Annotated in this window: 15 protein-coding genes and 1 tRNA gene; 13 read left to right on the top strand and 3 right to left on the bottom strand. The window is 47.1% G+C overall.

What is annotated here, in order from left to right:
- Window positions 1-210: 210 nt before the first annotated feature.
- Both QT990_RS07925 and QT990_RS07920 read right to left on the bottom strand, forming a co-directional pair.
- Window positions 211-1,161, bottom strand: a complete 951-nt coding sequence (locus tag QT990_RS07925; protein ID WP_333101902.1) for a hypothetical protein — start codon at window positions 1,159-1,161, stop codon at window positions 211-213.
- A 240-nt stretch (window positions 1,162-1,401) separates the two neighbouring features.
- Window positions 1,402-3,030, bottom strand: a complete 1,629-nt coding sequence (locus tag QT990_RS07920; protein ID WP_333143438.1) for a site-2 protease family protein — start codon at window positions 3,028-3,030, stop codon at window positions 1,402-1,404.
- Window positions 3,031-3,542: 512 nt separating this feature from the next.
- Here QT990_RS07920 and QT990_RS07915 point away from each other — a divergent pair.
- The 10 genes from QT990_RS07915 to QT990_RS07870 all read left to right on the top strand — a co-directional run bounded on the left by QT990_RS07915 (window position 3,543) and on the right by QT990_RS07870 (window position 11,977).
- Window positions 3,543-4,976: a hypothetical protein gene (locus QT990_RS07915; protein ID WP_333143439.1), complete on the top strand. Its 1,434-nt coding sequence runs from the start codon at window positions 3,543-3,545 to the stop codon at window positions 4,974-4,976.
- 231 nt (window positions 4,977-5,207) lie between these two features.
- Window positions 5,208-5,789 carry a hypothetical protein gene (locus tag QT990_RS07910; RefSeq protein WP_333143440.1) on the top strand — a complete coding sequence of 194 codons (582 nt, stop codon included), beginning with the start codon at window positions 5,208-5,210 and terminating at the stop codon, window positions 5,787-5,789.
- Window positions 5,786-6,295 (top strand): hypothetical protein, encoded by a 510-nt coding sequence (locus QT990_RS07905; RefSeq protein WP_333143441.1) that lies wholly within the window; start codon window positions 5,786-5,788, stop codon window positions 6,293-6,295. The genes QT990_RS07910 and QT990_RS07905 overlap by 4 nt, the downstream gene beginning before the upstream one ends.
- Window positions 6,296-6,559 carry a hypothetical protein gene (locus tag QT990_RS07900; protein WP_333143442.1) on the top strand — a complete coding sequence of 88 codons (264 nt, stop codon included), beginning with the start codon at window positions 6,296-6,298 and terminating at the stop codon, window positions 6,557-6,559. It abuts the gene before it with no gap.
- A complete protein-coding gene (locus QT990_RS07895; protein WP_333143443.1) occupies window positions 6,550-7,107 on the top strand; it encodes a hypothetical protein in 558 nt (185 codons plus the stop codon). The genes QT990_RS07900 and QT990_RS07895 overlap by 10 nt, the downstream gene beginning before the upstream one ends.
- 203 nt (window positions 7,108-7,310) lie before the next feature.
- Window positions 7,311-7,577, top strand: coding sequence for a hypothetical protein (locus tag QT990_RS07890; protein WP_333143444.1), 267 nt, complete (start codon window positions 7,311-7,313; stop codon window positions 7,575-7,577).
- A 554-nt stretch (window positions 7,578-8,131) separates the two neighbouring features.
- Window positions 8,132-11,038 (top strand): DUF5906 domain-containing protein, encoded by a 2,907-nt coding sequence (locus QT990_RS07885; RefSeq protein ID WP_333465107.1) that lies wholly within the window; start codon window positions 8,132-8,134, stop codon window positions 11,036-11,038.
- Window positions 11,039-11,080: 42 nt separating this feature from the next.
- A complete protein-coding gene (locus tag QT990_RS07880; RefSeq protein ID WP_333465106.1) occupies window positions 11,081-11,206 on the top strand; it encodes a hypothetical protein in 126 nt (41 codons plus the stop codon).
- A 139-nt stretch (window positions 11,207-11,345) separates the two neighbouring features.
- Window positions 11,346-11,666: a hypothetical protein gene (locus QT990_RS07875; RefSeq protein WP_333140985.1), complete on the top strand. Its 321-nt coding sequence runs from the start codon at window positions 11,346-11,348 to the stop codon at window positions 11,664-11,666.
- Between the two features lie 32 nt (window positions 11,667-11,698).
- Window positions 11,699-11,977 (top strand): flagellar alpha dynein, encoded by a 279-nt coding sequence (locus QT990_RS07870; RefSeq protein WP_333143446.1) that lies wholly within the window; start codon window positions 11,699-11,701, stop codon window positions 11,975-11,977.
- 83 nt (window positions 11,978-12,060) lie between these two features.
- Here the strand turns inward: QT990_RS07870 and QT990_RS07865 are convergent.
- Window positions 12,061-12,134: transfer RNA gene (locus tag QT990_RS07865), tRNA-Arg, on the bottom strand.
- A gap of 1,545 nt (window positions 12,135-13,679) precedes the next feature.
- Between QT990_RS07865 and QT990_RS07860 the strand changes: the two genes are divergently transcribed.
- From QT990_RS07860 to QT990_RS07850, 3 genes are all read left to right on the top strand, one after another.
- Window positions 13,680-14,354 carry an Npun_F0813 family protein gene (locus QT990_RS07860; RefSeq protein WP_333055855.1) on the top strand — a complete coding sequence of 225 codons (675 nt, stop codon included), beginning with the start codon at window positions 13,680-13,682 and terminating at the stop codon, window positions 14,352-14,354.
- Between the two features lie 558 nt (window positions 14,355-14,912).
- Window positions 14,913-15,977 carry a hypothetical protein gene (locus QT990_RS07855; protein WP_333412671.1) on the top strand — a complete coding sequence of 355 codons (1,065 nt, stop codon included), beginning with the start codon at window positions 14,913-14,915 and terminating at the stop codon, window positions 15,975-15,977.
- A gap of 378 nt (window positions 15,978-16,355) precedes the next feature.
- Complete coding sequence (locus QT990_RS07850) at window positions 16,356-17,549, top strand: transposase (RefSeq protein WP_333143448.1); 1,194 nt, start codon at window positions 16,356-16,358, stop codon at window positions 17,547-17,549.
- Window positions 17,550-18,086 lie beyond the last annotated feature (537 nt).

Here is an 18,086-nt window from a genome sequence, read left to right as displayed (position 1 = left end):
CTTGCCTGTCTAAATTCTCAGCTTTAGTTGAGAATTTATTAGATATTTTAACAAAGTTTTATAATTAAAGCCGTCCAGCTTATGACGGGGCTTCAAACCCAATTTTGTGGTGAACCAAGCGTGCTCTCCCAGTTTCCCAAGGTGCAAGATGAACCATGACCGAAAGCACAAATCAGCCGGCTCAGAAGGTATAATTTTCCGAAAACCAGATTATTTAGGGTCGATCGACTTAACAAATTGTTGCACAGGCTGTGGTAGAGCCGGCACAAAAGTCTTTCTAAAACCCTTAACATCGAACACTCGCCACAAAATACCTACCGCTACCGTCAAGAAAAATAACGCTCCCAAAAAATTGAACACAGTAGACAGAAAACCGCTGTCCCTTTTTTTCGGAGGTGTAATATGTTTCATGCGATATACAGCCGGCTCGTAATCTCTCGACTCCTCGCGATTGCGGGGCGGCGTTTTGGGCCGCGAACTCGCACTGCGCTTCTGAGTCAAACCCGTTTTATTAGTTTTAGTAAAACTGCTGGGCGACTTTAGCTCAGAAGCGCCGCGGGTTCCCGTTAACTTGCTAGCAGAAGCCCCCGTTTGGCCAACAGCAGCATCCTGAATTCTGCTGTTAGGGCGCTGAGTCGATTTGCGCTCGGCGAGGGTACGCATCAAACTTTGCAATTGCTGAGTCGCCGCCGGCGGGCGTTCCCCTTTCCTCGCCCAATTTAACAGCATCGCCCCGGTAATCCCGCAGAGATTCGTAGCGCCTACAGAAGCCAGCCGCTTCAGCAGAGGCTGGCTATTGGACACAAAAATCACCAATGCCTCCGGGTGTTCCTGAGCCAAACCGTAAACGCACTGAGCCGTCGCCACCACGAGCATTGCTGGCTTGCTTTGATTTTTGATCGAAGGTTCCAGAGCTCGGTGTGTTTCCTGAGCGTCAGTTGCAATCCAGCCACTGTCGGCAAAAAATCGCATAAACTCTCTAGCTACTTGCTCTTGAGCTTTTTCCACCGCTTGCCCTGTCAGACGATCTATTTCGTCGTACACTACTTCCGGGATATAGCAAGTTCCCACCTTGGAATATTCTTGCCACACTTGGGTTCGGCCCGTCATTAAAACATCTGCATCAAAAGTTACCAATACAGGAGGAAGTTGATTAGCCATGACTTTATCCTATAGGCTCAGATAAGTTATTTAAACTTAATCGATCAAGTTTAAACAAATTTTGGGTTATAAAAAAATCAACTTTTGGTAATAGATAAATTGCCCAGGGCGGGGATCTTAATTGGAAATTAGTAGTTAGGAACCCGATCGCCCTTCAGTTCCCACTTCGATCGCTCAATTCCTAGATTCCACTAATTTACCGCAACCCAAGAGCCTATTACCAAAGATGCCCGACTACTGCTAGTTCCCGATTCCCAGACGGCCAGCCAAAGCCGGAGTCAAAGGCAACAGGGCAGCAATCATCAAGAACAAAGCTAGCAAACCCAAAGCCGCGCGAGCGTCGTCAGGCTCAGTCAGCTCGTTGAGGCTCGGCCGCTCCAGATTCCGCTGTAAAATCAGAATCACGATCGCCCAATACAGAGCCAAAGGATTAACTAAAGAAACGATGGCCAGCACCACAAAAGTCGCCAAAGTAGTGCGGCTGGCTATTTTCCGACCGTAGATGGCTTGCACGATTCTACCCCCGTCCAACTGTCCCGCCGGCATCAAATTAATCGCCGTTATTACCAAGCCCAACCAACCGATAACTACCAGCGGGTGAACGTCAACAATCTGCTGCTGCAACGCCGAACCCAAAACCACTTTTGCCAAAGTTCCCACCAAAACCGAGCCCTTGAAAAATTCTGCGGGAATTTGAAACAAACTGCCGGGGTGAGACAGCAGCAAACCCGTTACCAGCATTAGCACAGAAACTATTCCCCCAGCCGCTGACCCGGCAAAAGCAATGTCAAACAAAACTTTACGGTTGGGCAGCAGCGACTCAAAACGGTCGATCGCTCCAAAACAACCTATCTGCAAAGTTGGTATAAAAAATGGCCAACTCAAGCCAACCTTGTACCGATTTGCCAGCACTCGGCGAGCAATTTCCCCAGAGCCTAAAACCGCCCAAATTCCGGCTGCAATTGGCAAAACTTCTAGATATCTAGCCGGCGAGTTAAAGAAATCGAAACCTAGCAGCAAACCGCCTGTCTCTAAGCTAGTAGCAATTGTTGCCAGCAGCAGCACGACTGCTAGGATTTTTTGAGACAGGGTTGTTGGCTGCGGGTCGTTGGTGCTGGGCAAGATAATAACTACGGGCTTGTCGTCCTGATTTTCTACTAAAAATAGGCGGTAGCGATCGTTTAATCTTTCTTCCAAACTTGCCGTCAAACGTGAGTGTACTTGTTCTGGGTCTCCCCGGAGATTGCCTTTCAAGATTACCCCATCTTGATAGGGAATCGTTTCTGTGGCAAAGAAAGTATCAATTCCAAAGATGCCTTTAATTGCCTTGAGGTCTTCAACTGGAACAGGAATTATTTCTGATTCATTATTCGCAGGCGACGAGGTGACGATCTTAATGGTTTCTGGGCCTGGTGGTCGCTGCGACTCAGGGGCCGAGAAAGCATCGCTTTGGGACTTTACCTCAGCAGCATCCGGCCTCGGCAGCACTGTATCAGATGCAGCCTTACGCAATTGCCGGCCCAGATAAATGTACAATCCCGTGGATGCCACTAGCAGCAACAATACCGCCACTAGATTGAGGTAAATTCCGGCGGCGAACAAACCAAAGAACAGCAGCCAGGGACTCATCAGCGCAACAGACTGCAACCAAGCCAAAATTCCCAGTTTGCCAAAAGGTCTGGCGCGATAAAATCCCCAACCCAGAATTCCCAGAGCAACCAATACGAGCGCAATTGTTGCCGTATTTTCCGATGCAACTATAGGCATTCCGGTTGCTTGCGCCAATAGGGGCTTTAATTGGTCGATCGCGCTGCGGTCGAGTAATAGCATTAAATTTTGGGGAACATGAAATAGAGTTGTTGGGAACATATCCAAACCTGTCGGAAACTAGCCTGATTACTAAGGATAACCTCTGAGGGCTACTCGGCCCACAACCTGCTGTTGCTGTTTGAACATCGCAGGAGCTAGGCTATTGACACAATCGACTTTTTATGATACCACATCGGCTGTGGCAAACCTATACTCAGAAGGGTAGCAGTGTCTACCGACAGGATGCCGGGATACCACCTGACCCAGATAGGCAGTGTTTCGCATTTGTTGTGCGAAACAAAATGCGAAACAAATGCGAAACAAATAAGGTTTAAGCCGCTCTCTACTTTTCGGTAAAGAACGGCTCAAAGCGTTGATGCTATTAGGTTTTATCTACGGGTACGGCAGGACTTGAATCAAAGCCTCGCTCTTGAATTACGAATTTCCGTCGTTCTAGCCATTTTTTGCACCCACTCTGAAAGTCCTGTTTTTGATTTGAGCGAACACTGAGCGACTTGCTGTAGGCTGAGTACATCAGTCGAACTCAGCACTATCAGAGTAGGGAGCGAGAGATGAGCGAAAAATCTAATCCTGTCACTGCAAGTACCACCGCAGACTACCTTATTGGCTACGAGCGGATTCTAGACTACTTCCAACAAGCACAGAAAGAATGCCCCAAGGGCGTAGGGCTAAAAAGAGACAGGAAAGCGAGCGGTGGTTACATAACGTTGCAATTCAAGTTAGGTGACAAGCGGGTCAACAAGACTTGTGGGTGCTACCTGACCATGCAAGGTATCACTGATGCTCTGAGGAAAGCTCATCTAGTTGCTAGCGGTTTACAGTCCTTCTCTAGCGAGAGTCGGTTTTTAGCCTGGTATGATGATGTTATTTTGGATAAAAACGTCATCAAAAATGATTTGATAACGTTTGGTCAGGCGATAACAAAAGTAGAGAAAGAATACTGGGATGGACGCACTAAACGCCGTCAACAACGTGACAGGAGTAGTATTAGTCAGCAACGTACTTGGAGTGCCGTTTACGGTGACTACTATAAGCTGTTGCCACAAGATAGGGTCGTAAACCTAACAGATGTTCTGTCCGCAGTTAACGGTAAAAAACAAGGAACCAAGTGCTTTAAAAATTGCTTGTGTGCCATGAAAAAGCTTGCTGAGACTATTGACAGTGCCGACTTATTGGGCAGGCTCAAAGAGATTGACGGTAGACAAACAGAATTTCGTGAAGACCTTCAAACTTTATCGGTTGATGAGTTTTTAAAACTTCGCGAAGTGGTTTTAGATGTTCCCAACAACAAACGATACCATTTGGAATCACGTAGGCGGTGGATGTGGGTATTCTCAATGCAGTTGGTGTATGGCTTTCGAGTTCATGAAGTTTTTGCGATTCAGAATATTGACAAGCCATTTAAGACGAAAGATGGTGTTATTATTCCTGCCTTGAATGAACCGGTAAACAAACAAATGATTGCCGTAGTAGGCGATAAGACTTTACTAGATACTACAACCAAGACGGGCTACAGGTTGTGTATACCCATGCTCCCTCCTACTCATCCTGACTTGATGGAATGTTTAGAAATCAAATCAGGCAACTTGCCTGATGTTAGAACATCGTCAAACAATCCAAAGACGATTAGTGGGCTATACAGTGACCGCGCACAAACTATCTTAAGAAGATGGGACAAAGGCTTTACCCAAACCCACGCTTTACGTCACTTAGCGAATCTCAACGGTCAAATGGCGGGGATGTCTCAGGAGACAAGAGCTAAGAGTTTGGGGCATTCAACACAGATGAATGAAGGTACTTATAAAAAACGAGCCAATACTCAGACAACGATTGATTTACTAACTCAGTCCACAACAGAAGCTATTCCATTGGGTAGTGCAATTGGAGTGCTTAAACAGCTAGGAAGTGATGTGAAAAATGTCAAACTGCTAGCCGCTATTTATGGCATTACGCCCGACGAAGTGATGGAGTTGCTTGCCGAATAATTTGAAACAAAACTTTACACTTCCTGTGTTGACAAGGAAGTGGAAGTCTGCAATCGTGAGTAACTAAGGAAGATTGATGCGCGGTTGACGAGCACTGGAAATGCTAGCCAAACCACGACTTCCCCAAACCGTTCTCTTACAACGTTTGGAGCCTATAAATTATGCCACTTTCAGCCGATTGTCCTAACGGACGATCGCAACTCTTAATGATTGAGTTGACGGGGTTTTGCCATGACTAAACCTACCGTCAGCTACCGTCGCATTGACCAATTAAAGGCGATCGCCTTTGACCGTGGTTTCACCAACGAAGACGCCAGACAGTTTGGGAAACTCAGCAAAACTGCTACATGGGAAGCACTGCTGGAACTGTACCTCGTTGCCGGTGAATCATTTGACACAGTGAATGTAGACACTCTACTAGATACTCTACTAGACACACCGCTAGACACTTTAGACACAACACCTGAACCGCTTGACACAGGTGAAACAGTCGCAAACAGTCGCAAGCAGTCCGACTGTTTGTATACCTTGACGGAACCACTAGACACAGCGCTAGACACTGTAGACATGGAGGGTGTAGACACTGTAGACACCCTTGATTGGACTAACGACGGTTCATTCCCTGTGTGCGGTTTCACCCGCCAGACTTCCACCAGCTTTTTAGACTGGGTTGACATCTCTCAACTCATTGCACTCGTACTCACATCGGCGGGGGTGTTTGTGCTGGCTATGTCTATGTGGCGACAAATCAACCCCTTGAATTTATTTCCCTCCCCAGTTCGCATCAACATTCAAATCGGGACAAAATTATGAGCTTACAACTACGCCTTTTTGGCGGAAATTCTGATGCTGGAAAACTCACGGCTAGCAACGACGGCGGACACGCTATCGACAAATCAAAAGTTTTGGCAAGCACCGACGCAAGTGTCATCACACCGCTAAATCCTGGTAACTTTTCCAGCATTCGTAGTGCTCCAGTTGTACCAGCACCGCGCTATTTCACGAAGGAAGAAGCGGACGCTATGAAGGATTTAGCAAAGGAGAAAACAGACGGGGCAAAACAATCTAAACGTGCCTATGAAGCGCTGGCAAAAGTTGAAGAAGCCGATGCTAAAGTTCACCGTCATCACCGCAAATATGAGGGTGCTGTGGCCGATAATGAACTGGGCAAAAAACGCTCAGACACTCGACTAGCTAAGCACTTGCACAGTTTGCGTCCCGGCTATGCCCGACTGGGTTTAGGGATTGATAAGGCTGACAGTGATGCTCGGACTCGCATTGATGAAATCAAGGCAAAACTCACAGGAGGGACTCACTAAATGAAAGCGATGTATCTGGCTAACTACTTCGTTGCCGGATGCGTCGCTTTCTCCCTTTTGGGGTGGATAGCGAGTCTGCATCCGATGGCAATGAAAGCCGTTTTATTCTTGCTAGCAGCGATTGCGATTGCTTGGGGGTTGAGCTGGTTACTTGACTACTCCCTGAGTAAGTTGCTTAAGGTTTCAGTGGCCGATTTACAAGCGCTTTTAATCGGCGGTTTAGCGATGCTGTTGATTGGTTTGGGGGTGTTTCTATGCAGCTAAAACTGTTTGTATTGAGCGCGTCCTCTGTCGTGTTGTGGCTGACTCCACTAGCAGCCCTGGACAAAAAGCTAAACACTCATAAAGCACTGCAAGGTGTCAGTTTGTGTGCTGCGATCGCTTGCTCTGTGGTCGCTGGTAATATCGCTCGCGAACAGTCAGAACAAGATGAAATCGAGGCGATGAAAGCTAAGGCTATCAAGGCTGATACGATTGACGAAATCAGTACATCTGTTTACATTTCTCAACAACAGCGACAGCAAGAAGCTGAACAAATTTTGAACCCGCGAGAACAGCTAGAACGCTTACTGGCACTGACTTATGACGGGGAAGAGGAATCAGAACCGATCGCCCAAAAACAACTAGCTGAACCCGAACAGAACGACTCTCAGAACGCTGAATCAGAACGCGCTGAACGAGCGCTGCAACTGAAGGCTAAGGGATGGGGTAAAGCGAAAATCATCCTTGAGGTATGGGGGGTTAGCAAGGGAGGCTCACCAAAATACAAAGCTGCTGAATCTGAGTATAAACGCTTAATAGAAGGAGGATGAAAACGTGGGCTGGGGGGGGGGAGCCGGGTATGGCCCGCCCCCCCAGCCGCGATAGTTAGAATTTATGGCGCCGCAGGCCAACCGGGGCGAGTAATACCCGGTATAACAGAAATAAGATAAAGAAATATAATACTTAGGGGGGATACAGAGTAAGGGTTGTAGCTAAATGTGATTGTGTAACCAAAAGTTAATTGTGTAACAAAATGAGAGTCAAAAAAAACAAGGTAGGCGGTTTGAGGTTGCGGGCGGGCAGACCTTATAAATGGCAAGTTGCTGGAAAAACTAAGTTGGTACGGATACCTGCGCTTTATGTAGAGAGGATTTTGCAAGTAGTTTCTTATATGGATGCAAATGAAGGGCAACTTCCTGCTTCTGTAGCTTTTTTCATTACTCCTCCCGATTGTCCGCTTCCTGGATATAAAGCTCGTCCTCAGTTACCATACCCTAGAAATTACAGCGACACTAAGTAGCAACTGACAAAAATTTTGAGTGGCAGCTTGTCCGCGATGATTTTTGTTGTAGGGGAAATGATTTCAATCGGACAAGTTGACGCCAAAATTTTAACGAAGTGGTGTCAGTTGCGGTCGGGTAAGCCCTAGAATTTAAAGTGGTGGAGCCTCAACCTTGAGCAATCGGGGTGCATCCGGTAGGCAGCCCAAAGAAATGCTTTGCAAGAGAAAGAGTAGGTGGGTTTGTTGCTCGGTCGATGGTGACGAATGAATCCGGGAATCTCCCAAAGTAGGTTGCTAGGAGGGGCGGGTTAAGACCCGATAGACAGGCAGTACCGTGAAACGACTGCGCGTGCATACGACCCACCAAAACTTAAGCTGGACTCTCATTTGCACGAGGAAGACTGGCTTTTTAACGTCATACCCTGACGCCAGAAAAGCTGGTTCCACTTGAGCTTTCAATTTTTCAAAAACCTAACTAAACACCAAAAAACCGCTGCTCGAAGATTGGAACCCTTACGCAACGGTTTTGAGGCTTTATCCACATTCAGACTCGCTGTGGGCGAGCTAAATTTATGTACGACAATTCTACTCCAGATAACGAGCAAATTTCAAGCACCCCCAAAAAATTCGACATCCGCGACCATCTCAACAAACTGGAACCAGGCAAAGCCAAAAATTACTATATTTGCCCTGTTTGCGAGGGCCACAGTTTAGGGATTAACTCCAAGAACGGTAAGTACCAGTGCTGGACAAACGCTTGCTCAACCGCTGATATTCGGGAAGCTATCCGGCCACTGGCTGAATTTTTAGCAGAGTGCGAGGAAGAAAAACTTAAGCAACAGGTAAGTAAACCACAGGCATCAAAGCCAAAAGCCAAAAAGAAGGAATACCTACCCGTACCAGTTCCGATCGGCGCGAAACTTCTGAGATTACCCGCACCCGGAAAACCACCCCGAACCGAACAACCTAAATACTTCCCTAAAGGCGTTCCAGATAGTGCTACACAAATCACCTACGCCTACAGCGACACTCAAAAGGTTTTGCGGTTTGATTGGCCCGATGCAAGTAAACCAAAGGGACGCGACAAAACCTGTCGCCAAATTCACATCGACCCCAGTGGCAAGGAAGTCTGGAGCAAAGGCGATACTCGCTGGCCGGCATATCGGATTGATGAAGTTGTCGAACTACTAAAAGCACTACCAGACGGTGAACCCGTTCTCGTTCTGACGCTTGAAGGGGAAGACAATGTAGACCGTGCGAGGGGCATCGGCATCGCAGGACTAACGCTGCAAGGTTCCAATTGGGGTGACCCCGAAATTCAGATAATGCTCGAAACTCTGCAAGCGACAGGCAAAAACGTCAGTGTTGCAGTGTTGCGCGATAACGATGACGCGGGTATCAAGAAAAGTCAAGGAGTCTGGCTGGTTGCCCGTCACATCCGATTCCCTTGTGTGGTTGTTGACCCGTGTGTCATCTACCCAGATATTCCAGATGCGGGAGACATCCGAGAAATCTTGGAAGCCATAGACAGCGAGGAATTTATTCAACGGATGGAGGAAGCAGTCAATAACACTGCAACGGAATTAACTCCTAATATTTCTTTAACTCCTCACCCGCGCACGCGAGAAGAAGTAGTATGCCAGAAGTATGACAGTAGTAAAAGTGACTACATCCCAGACACAGCACCGACTGCACTGCAAAACTTCGTACAGAAGGCAGAGGCTGCACTTTACTCAGACGGTCACTGGAAAGCTATTGGAGGTCAGCTTTATCGCTATGTCGGCAGTCACTACGAATTGCGATCGGAATCCGAGGAAAAGCGCCGTATCGGTGACTGGCTCAATACCTACGCGGAGAAGGTAAAGGGTGTTTGGGTCAACAACCGAGCCAGGTCTAGTAACAGAACTGAGATTCTGACGTGGGTTATCGATCAGAACTGGGTTGACCCAAACAAAATAAATCCTGACGGCTTGAACTGCTCTAACGGGGTAGTGAAAATTAACCCTGACGGTTCTCACTCGTTTGTGCCACATGACCCTAACCAGGTCTATACCTATGTTGGCTGCAAGTATGACCCTGACATTGACCCGACAGATTGCGATCGCCTTTTAGAATGCTTGGAACCGTCGCAGCGTGAGGTATTTTTGCGGACTGCTGCTGCTGCGTTGAATTTGAAGCTTGTTCGCTCCAAGCTGACGGGACGGGGCGTTAAAGGTTTGCTGTGCCACGGCGAGGGGGCTAACGGCAAGGATACATTGCGGGCTGTGTTGTCCGCTGTCTTTGGGCGGGGGATGACTGGCAAGTCGCTGTCAGATTTCAAGTCCTATGACAATGGCCGCAAGTTCTCTCTAGCAGGAATTGAAGGAAGTATTTGTAATTGGGCTTCCGAGAATACTGCAAAAGTAGACCTCGACACCATCCAGAGTCTTAAGCAGTTAATCACAGGCGACATCATTGATATTGAACGCAAGGGCAAGGATGGTTATGAGTACAAGCCTGCGGCCGTCTTCTTTGCCAACTGCAACAAACTACCCTCTATCACTGGAGGGACGGCCGCCATTGATGACCGCTACGGCATCCTGAGTTTCAAGAAGACTTACAAGCACAATGCTGACCCGTCTCAGGGTGAATTAGAGGCTGACCCGCGCTTTAAGGATGATGAGAACTTTATCCTTGAGCGGATTGCGCCGGCGATGCTCAACAAGATGTTGGAGCGGTTGCCACTGCTACTAAAAGAGGGGATTGACTACAAGGCAACCCGTGAGGCGATGCGAGAAGCTCAGGAGGAAAGCCGGCATTTGTGGCAGTTTGCCCGCGAGGTTGGTTTGGAGGTTCAGTCTGGCGGTCGCGTCTGGGTTAAAGATTTGTGGGAGCAATTGCAAGCTTGGTATGAGGATGCAGGGATTCTAGAGCGAGAGACTAGTGGCACCAAGGAGAAGCTGATTTGGAATGAACTTTCCAATAAATATGACGCTCCGGTGAAAGCTGTAAACCAGTTGTATTCAAGGTTGTGCGAGATTTTCCCTAAAGTACAAGTTCACCGATATAACGGTCGTGACGAAATGGAACGGAGAGGGCAAAAATACTTGCTTGGAATTAGCTTTGTACAAAGTTCCCCAAGAAGTGGCAAAACTGGGTTGCCAGGGTTGCCAGTAGACGCAGAAAGGGTTACAGGGTTGCCAGGTGAGTTGCCAGAAAATATTGGCAACCCAGTTGGCAACCCAGTTGGCAACCCACAAACCCTTACACAGAGCGCTGGCAACTCTGGCAACTCAATTTCCTCACCTTTTACAGAATTTTTGCAATGGTTCTCAAAACAGCCACAAAGCGAGCGCGAGAAAATGGTAAACATACTCACTCAACCTCAGCAATCTCAATCCCCGCTAAAACCGGAGTCAGAGCCGGCAGTGGCATCAGTACCTGAAGTTATCACCCTAGAGGACGCAGAAAAAATGCGAGACATTGCACTAATCTGGTGACCAGAGTACCATTCTGAACATTTACAAGCCCTGCTTACTCAAATGTTCGGATGGAATACTCCGGGACGGAAATACAGCACTGCTACTATCGCTGACTGGTTGGAGGGAGAAGACGAGTTAGTCCGTGAGCGAATTGCTGAACTCATCCGTCTCCAAGGAAAAATTTAGCCACTGCCTGACAACTGACGGATCAATCCCATCCCCCTTAACTGGGGGATTTTCATGTCTACAAGTTTTGCCTACAAACTGTTGACACTGTAGACAGATATCAGTTATTGTAGACAAATACTGTATACAGGTGTCTACAATGAGTCAAAGTCAAGTTGTATCGTTTAGGGCTTCTGGTCACTTCCTGAACTGGATAGAAGCTCAGAAGCTAGACGGTGAGTCACTTAGTCAAGCTGCACAACGCATTCTCAAGGAAGTCTCAGGCACGTCTACAGCGCTGTCTACTTTGTCTACACCGATAGTGTCTACATCGTCTACAGATTTGTCTACACGAAGCAATGATAGCGTCGTGTCTACAGAAATTGTAGACACTGTAGACAAGGCTGTAGCCGATCGCCTTGACCCGGTGATGGAACGGATGGCCGCCATTGAGGAACGGCTGGGAAAATTGAGTGCCTGAGTGACGGCAACGATGAATCACTCAGGCAGGAATTGAAAGCGGCCAACAAGCAGCTTGCAGAATGGGATAAGGAACTGAATGAGTTACACGAGCGCAACGGCGATTTAGGACTGAAGGTGCAGATGTTGGAACAAGAACTCAAGGAAGCGCAGCGCGATCGGCAAGCAAATAAAAACTCGGCTCCGACCGTCGCAGAATTTCCAGAGCCGGCCGACCTGCTTAACAAGTTGAAGACCAGACGCAAAAAGTCCGGCGCAAACTTGGCAGATATGGAGGCAGTTTTGGACATACTCAGCTACTTAGAAGAGTAGGACTGAGCTAAAGATGAGCGGAAAACCAGACTCTCGGTAGCTTAGTCAACCTGAAACCCTTGCTACGCAAAAGGATTACCTAACGGGTACGGCAGGACTTGAACCTGCGGCTCGCTGCTTAGAAGGCAGCTACTCTATCCAACTGAGTTACGCACCCAACTCAAAAATCGCTAACAAGATTATTGTATCGGTGCAGTGTGCGATCGAGCAAGTAAATTATTTGATACTCCTCACTGATGAATCAGGGGGATTCTTGATTAGACCACAAAGGGACTTTCAAAGGCGTTATCAATGCGCCTCTACCCACTCAGCATGGACGAATCCAAGCTTTGCGTATACTTTTGGCTTTTTTCGGCTTTCGGAGTCCATCACTTATGCCAGATAGGTACGCTCCACATTTTGATATTTTTTGTCAGTTAAATAGGCTTCCTGCTCAAAGGCAGTAGTGGCTTACTGTGCCGGAATCTCACCGAAACTAAAATGCTTCAACACGTAGATGGTTATTCTTAATCGCTGCACTTATCATATCATTGCGACTCAAGTTGCGATCATTCCACGGCGACGGTCGTCGCAGCCGCTTTCCTCCCCATGTCGGTAGCCCGGTGCTTCTCGCTCGTTTTTTGGTGAACTCGGGTAAAGTATTTAGAGGTCGAGTTGAAACCCAACTATTTGGTCGATCGGATATCTCTCCCCATTAAGACGGAACTCAGACAGCAAAAGAGTCACAGGTGCTTTTTCCCCGATGTCTATTGGTTATGTTAACATCCCGTAGTGGCAAAGCCTAAAACGCTGACCGCATTACCGAAAAACCAGAGATCGTCTCCTGATTTGAGGTATGAGTTGAGCCAGAATGACTAATTTGCTGATATTGAGTTATGTTGGCTAACATTCTGCTCGACTTGATATTTGATAAAAATGTGGTAGAACTAGGATTGAAAGACTCAGGTGAAAATCCCTGATGGTACGGAGCCTTTATATAAGCTTCCTCTACGGCATCAAAGCAAAACAGTCAATCGCCTGCTCAGCACGAGCGCGAAAATCAAGCGTTGCCAGTACAGCAGTCCTAAATTGTGCGCGGGGGATTTTCCTTCGTGCATTGATTTATACGCCAAGGCTGAGAGACAATCTCAGCTTAGATATTTGTTAGCATTTGTTAGCAAAAAAGTATCGGAACGCTTGAGGAGTTGGACTAAATAGCCAAAAAGTTTACTAAAATTAGTCATACTTAACTTGAATGGTTAACATTCTGGGCGGTATGATTACCTCAGTGCCGAAAACAAAGGCTTAATTATCTGGGAGAGTAAACCACCGTGCAAGTCAAAACTGACCAGCCTGTTACAAGGTCGAACGCGAGTCCGCGTTTCGTTAAATTGGTTGAAAATATTGGATGACTCATGGCTAAAAGCTTCAACTAAAATTAACTCAATTAGGGCGGGCTACACCCAAATTAACGCCTGTGGACAAGAAGGAGCCGACTCCCTTGGGTGAAACAGGAAGCAGACCCTTTAGGAGCAATCCTGATTGAATGGTGAGACTTAAATAAGTTTAGCCAAGTTTTGTGTAGCAGAACCATCTCTGGGTGATCGGGAGCAATCCTGCTAATTTAAGTGGATTCGCTGAATCAAGAATCCCCTCGCCTTTAGGCATCGGGAGTGTCAAAAGCACAGCACCTCGGCCATGACAGGAGTCAAATCGCAGTGTCATGTTTATTCTGAAACGGCAGGATGTTGAAATAACCAATTTTCAACACCCAAAACGGGATCAACAAATTCCCATTCTCAATTATCAGGGGCAGACTTTTCGCCTGATCAGCGCCTTCAACGGCAAGCAAGCAGAAGACGCCAGAGCCTTGTGGCGGGACTTAACCGACAACCGAGGCAAAGCCTGTGTTCTGCTAGAAGAGCCGGATAGATATAGCGTCTGGGGAAAAGTCCGTTTAGATCAGCTTGCCGGTGAAGAACCGGCAGGGAATGAAGCAGCCAAAGCACCACTGTTCGCGCAGGCTTGTCTGCTGCTCCTCCAAGCTGTTTACTTCGATGTAGAAGACCTCTTAGGCGCAAGGCAAGCCACATCGTTTCAGAAAGATATCGCCAAGGTATTTCAGCAGGGAAACTTCCCCCAGGCAGACTCCCCTGATGCGATAAAAAACTGGCTAACCGTTAGTCCCTTGCAAAATCACAAGGTGCCTCCTTGGCAAGAGCAGCATCTCAAGACCTTATTGCAAGAACTCCACCGCTTGGGCAAATCATATTTTGGCAATACGGACTTCGCGGAGGGAGTGAGCGATGTGCTGCAAGATATGCCAGCACCGGATCGGACTCAGTTTCTAGATTGGCTGAAACAATCAGCCCTCAACAAGTTGTGGATCGCAGGATAGAAAATCTGTGACAATTGCTCAGACAATTGGGTCGAGATAATGGATCTTAGATAATTGCGCTGTAGGGGGTACGCGATATACAGGTTGGATTGCCAACTTGTATTGACCAACCAAATTGTTGATTCGGTTTGGATGCCACCTATGGTCTGGCAATTTAACTAAGTTTCGATCGCATTCCCCACCTAGAATCATTGATATGAGTAGGGGAATGGGAAAGCAAAAAAACAGATACCTCAACCTTTGAGGGTATAATTTCAGAGATAGATTTGGTACTGTAAAAACCTTAAGGGTGGAGACATCTACCGTATGTCTATCATTATATTTCCGGGTACAAGATCGACTAACAACTAATTTATTGAATTAGTAAATAGATATTATTCTTGCTTAGTCTTTCTATAGTGTACGAGGGCAAAAGCCCCGACGACACACTGAGGACGCCAGTTATCCCGGAAGCGTCAGATCGAGGTTTTTTAAGTTTTTTGGCGAAAGAATCCTCATCTCCAATCAAAGATTGAGATGGGGTGCGTTCAACCGCTAGTTAGGTCTCGTGGAATCCCTATGAGTAGCACTTCAGAAAAGTCATCTACATCTTCATCTTTACTGTCAGCTCAGACCCTAGTGATTGTGGGCATTGTCTGGGCTGTCATGGCGCTGCTGTTCTTTTTGCTGTTCAGCGTCCCCCTCTCAGCAGAAGAGGGTTTACCTCTGTGGTACTCGATCGGCACTTATATTTTTGAATGCGGGGCATACCTGGGAGCTGCATTAGTTTGTTTTAGAAACTGGCAAAGCCCGCACATGGTCAGCGGGCGCAACGTCTGGCTGGGCATTGGTCTGGGGATGCTGTTCTATTTTATCGGCGGTGTGCTATTTGGCATTTGGGAACTGTATTTCGAGGCCGACCCGGACGTGTCCCCCGCAGATGCCTTTTATCTGGGCAGCTATGTGGTACTGATTGGGGGCATGGTGATCGCTGTGACTTCCAAACGGCTGAATCTAGAAATTTGGCAGTGGGCTTTGTTAGCGGGAATTGCAGCCTTCGGGATTGCTGTAGCTATCTGGGTTGCTGCACCTGAGTCTTGGAGGCTACAGCTAGGAATGTCTCCAGCAGCCACCCAGGAAGTAGTGACAGGCTCTGCGCCAGCGCCTGCGGCAAAAGGGCCTGGTTTAGAAAATTCGTCCAACTCAATGGTAAAAGGAACAGCCGCGACTGCTGCTAAATCCGCACCCGAAGAAGAAGAAGAAGAAGCAGCAGAACCAAGTAAAACTCCCGCATGGGTAATAGCACTTGACAAGCAACTGTCGCCTTACGCCTATGCAATCAATTTGTTTTACATCGTCGGGGACGTTTTTCTGCTGATTATTGCTACAGCACTGCTGCTGGCGTTTTGGGGAGGACGTTTTTCCCAATCTTGGAGAATGATTGCGGCGGCAACTTTTTCGCTTTACATCGCAGATATGTACTTTAAATGGCGCGATACTCAGGCTGAGGGTACTTATCAAAGCGGCAGTTTGCTGGAAGTCTTTTTTGTTTTCAGCGCCATCCTCTTCGGAATTGGAGCTATCTTGGAACATGATATCTCAACCCGTTCTCGCCAGAGCAGGCGCAGTCGTCGCGCAGCCTAGCGATTTGAGGTTAGGGTTGCTTTGGCAAGCGATGGGGACGCGAAAGCTGTTTTGCCCTTGTCGGCATCTGTGAGCTTGAAATCGAAAATGAAAAATCACAGTTCGCTGACTGCTAGCCTGCGTCTTTTCACCAAAAAACGAGCGAGAAGCCCTGGCTTTAGACATGGGGAGGAAAGCGGCAGCGACGACCGTCGCCTAACATCTTTATCCTCAATTAATTCCTTCATAGCAGAAGATAGGCTACGACAGATTTGACCCCTGCTGTAGATCGATCTACAGCAGGGGTCAAATCATGAACATAAACAGAATTATATTGTTTATTTTTGACAGGATGAAATCCTACTATGATAGTATAATTTAACAGGGAGGAAAGAGAATATGTTTGGATGCCAACAAAATCTAATAAGTCCCAATACAGACTTAAAAGCAATTCTAGAATTCCTTTGTAGCGAGTCGTCAAAGTTGACGAACTGCGGAATATATTATGCTCGCCAAATGTACTTCAAGACAGGCAAGATACCGAGTAGGGCCCAGTTGCACAAAGTGCTTGGTACAGAAAACCAGAACTTGCATTACAAAGCATTTTATTCGGATACCGCGCAACAGATTTTAACTACCGTCGCTGAGTCTTTTAAATCCTACATTGGACTACTGAGAGGAATTCGCAAAGGCACTGTAACCCAAAGACCTAGATTACCGAATTATCGACAAGGCGGTCTAGCTTTAGTGACTTATACAGGTCGCTCTGTCCGGCTTAAGGATGGACTACTGAGATTCCCATTGGGCAGCAAGGTTAAAACTTGGTTCGGCTTGGATGCTTTCTATCTTCCTCAGCCTACCAATCTCGACTACAAAGCAATCAGAGAATATAGGATTCTACCTCGAAACGGTGCCTTCTATTTAGAGTTGATTTACAAACTGAAAGATGTCCAAGTAGAGGTAGACCAATCCAAGGTCTTGATGATCGACCACGGGATGAACAATTGGTTGACTTGTATCAGCAATGTGGGGACTAGCTTAATAATTGACGGACGACATCTGAAGTCCATCAATCAAGGATATAACAAGCGTGTTGCGTTTTTGATGTCAGGGAAAGCGAATGGTTACTGGTCAAAACGATTGGAGGGTTTAACTGAGAATCGCAATCGCACCATGCGGGATGCTGTCAACAAAGCAGCTCGAAAAGTAATAAATCATTGCTTGCTCAATAAAATTGGTACTGTAGTATTCGGCTGGAATGCTGTCATGAAAAATGGTATTAGTTTAGGAAATAAAACTAATCAAAATTTTGTTCAGATTCCAACTGGCCGGCTAAAATCCCGTATTGCTCAGTTATGCGAGCAGTACGGGATTCGGTTTGTGGAAACCGAAGAGTCGTATACGTCGAAGGCTTCCTTTATCGATCTTGATTTGCTACCTAAATTCTGCGAAAAACCAGAAGGGTGGCAACCTTGCGGTCAAAGAATTAAGCGCGGATTGTACCGTACTCTTGAAGGTTTGTTGATTAATGCTGATTGCAATGGGGCAGGCAAGTGCGATTCGTTCAGTCGAAACCGAGAAATCGGGGGATGACTGGCTTCTACAGGGTAATCCATTAGGATTGAGTTCGCACTTTAATCCCTTGTAGATGACAACTTCACAACCTTGCAGGTGAGCGTAAGTATCCTAGAAAGCGTCAAACCCTGCCCCCCAAACGTAGAGGTGAAAGCATATCCCCCACTGTAGAGACTAGCCATCAATCGGTGAAGCGGGGATAAAAAGCGGAAAGAGCTACTAGCCTAAAGTGGTATCCCGTGAGCAAGTTCCTACGGATAGCGAAAGCGAAGTCACTGCGTGAATCACCGTTACGCCGAACCAGCGAAATAAGGCTTCATGCGCTGGCAGTCCCAAAAGGGCATTAGTACAGGGTGGTATGAGAATTTGGCTCGACATACCTACGTTACCCAAAAACTCGGTGAAAAGGTGACATCCTAACGGAACAAACCAATGGTTGTGAGGAACGAAGTAACCCACCTGATTACTCTCGGAGAGGTCGAAAACTTCGAGCAGTCAGCTAAGACGAAATATCTGGATTTCCAGGTAACAGGTGGTAGAGATTGAGTCAAAAGC

It is taken from the genome of Microcoleus sp. T3_B1, assembly GCF_036700445.1.
Taxonomy (GTDB): Bacteria; Cyanobacteriota; Cyanobacteriia; order Cyanobacteriales; family Microcoleaceae; genus Microcoleus.
Note: the sequence above shows the minus strand (reverse complement) of the source record. Positions and strands in the feature narration are given on the sequence as shown.

Bases quoted from the DNA above. Each gene is read 5' to 3' on its own strand.
- QT990_RS07925 (WP_333101902.1), bottom strand. From the start codon at position 1,161: ATGGCTAATCAACTTCCTCCTGTATTGGTAACTTTTGATGCAGATGTT.
- QT990_RS07920 (WP_333143438.1), bottom strand. From the start codon at position 3,030: ATGTTCCCAACAACTCTATTTCATGTTCCCCAAAATTTAATGCTATTA.
- QT990_RS07915 (WP_333143439.1), top strand. From the start codon at position 3,543: ATGAGCGAAAAATCTAATCCTGTCACTGCAAGTACCACCGCAGACTAC.
- QT990_RS07910 (WP_333143440.1), top strand. From the start codon at position 5,208: ATGACTAAACCTACCGTCAGCTACCGTCGCATTGACCAATTAAAGGCG.
- QT990_RS07905 (WP_333143441.1), top strand. From the start codon at position 5,786: ATGAGCTTACAACTACGCCTTTTTGGCGGAAATTCTGATGCTGGAAAA.
- QT990_RS07900 (WP_333143442.1), top strand. From the start codon at position 6,296: ATGAAAGCGATGTATCTGGCTAACTACTTCGTTGCCGGATGCGTCGCT.
- QT990_RS07895 (WP_333143443.1), top strand. From the start codon at position 6,550: ATGCAGCTAAAACTGTTTGTATTGAGCGCGTCCTCTGTCGTGTTGTGG.
- QT990_RS07890 (WP_333143444.1), top strand. From the start codon at position 7,311: ATGAGAGTCAAAAAAAACAAGGTAGGCGGTTTGAGGTTGCGGGCGGGC.
- QT990_RS07885 (WP_333465107.1), top strand. From the start codon at position 8,132: ATGTACGACAATTCTACTCCAGATAACGAGCAAATTTCAAGCACCCCC.
- QT990_RS07880 (WP_333465106.1), top strand. From the start codon at position 11,081: ATGTTCGGATGGAATACTCCGGGACGGAAATACAGCACTGCTACTATC.
- QT990_RS07875 (WP_333140985.1), top strand. From the start codon at position 11,346: ATGAGTCAAAGTCAAGTTGTATCGTTTAGGGCTTCTGGTCACTTCCTG.
- QT990_RS07860 (WP_333055855.1), top strand. From the start codon at position 13,680: ATGTTTATTCTGAAACGGCAGGATGTTGAAATAACCAATTTTCAACAC.
- QT990_RS07855 (WP_333412671.1), top strand. From the start codon at position 14,913: ATGAGTAGCACTTCAGAAAAGTCATCTACATCTTCATCTTTACTGTCA.
- QT990_RS07850 (WP_333143448.1), top strand. From the start codon at position 16,356: ATGTTTGGATGCCAACAAAATCTAATAAGTCCCAATACAGACTTAAAA.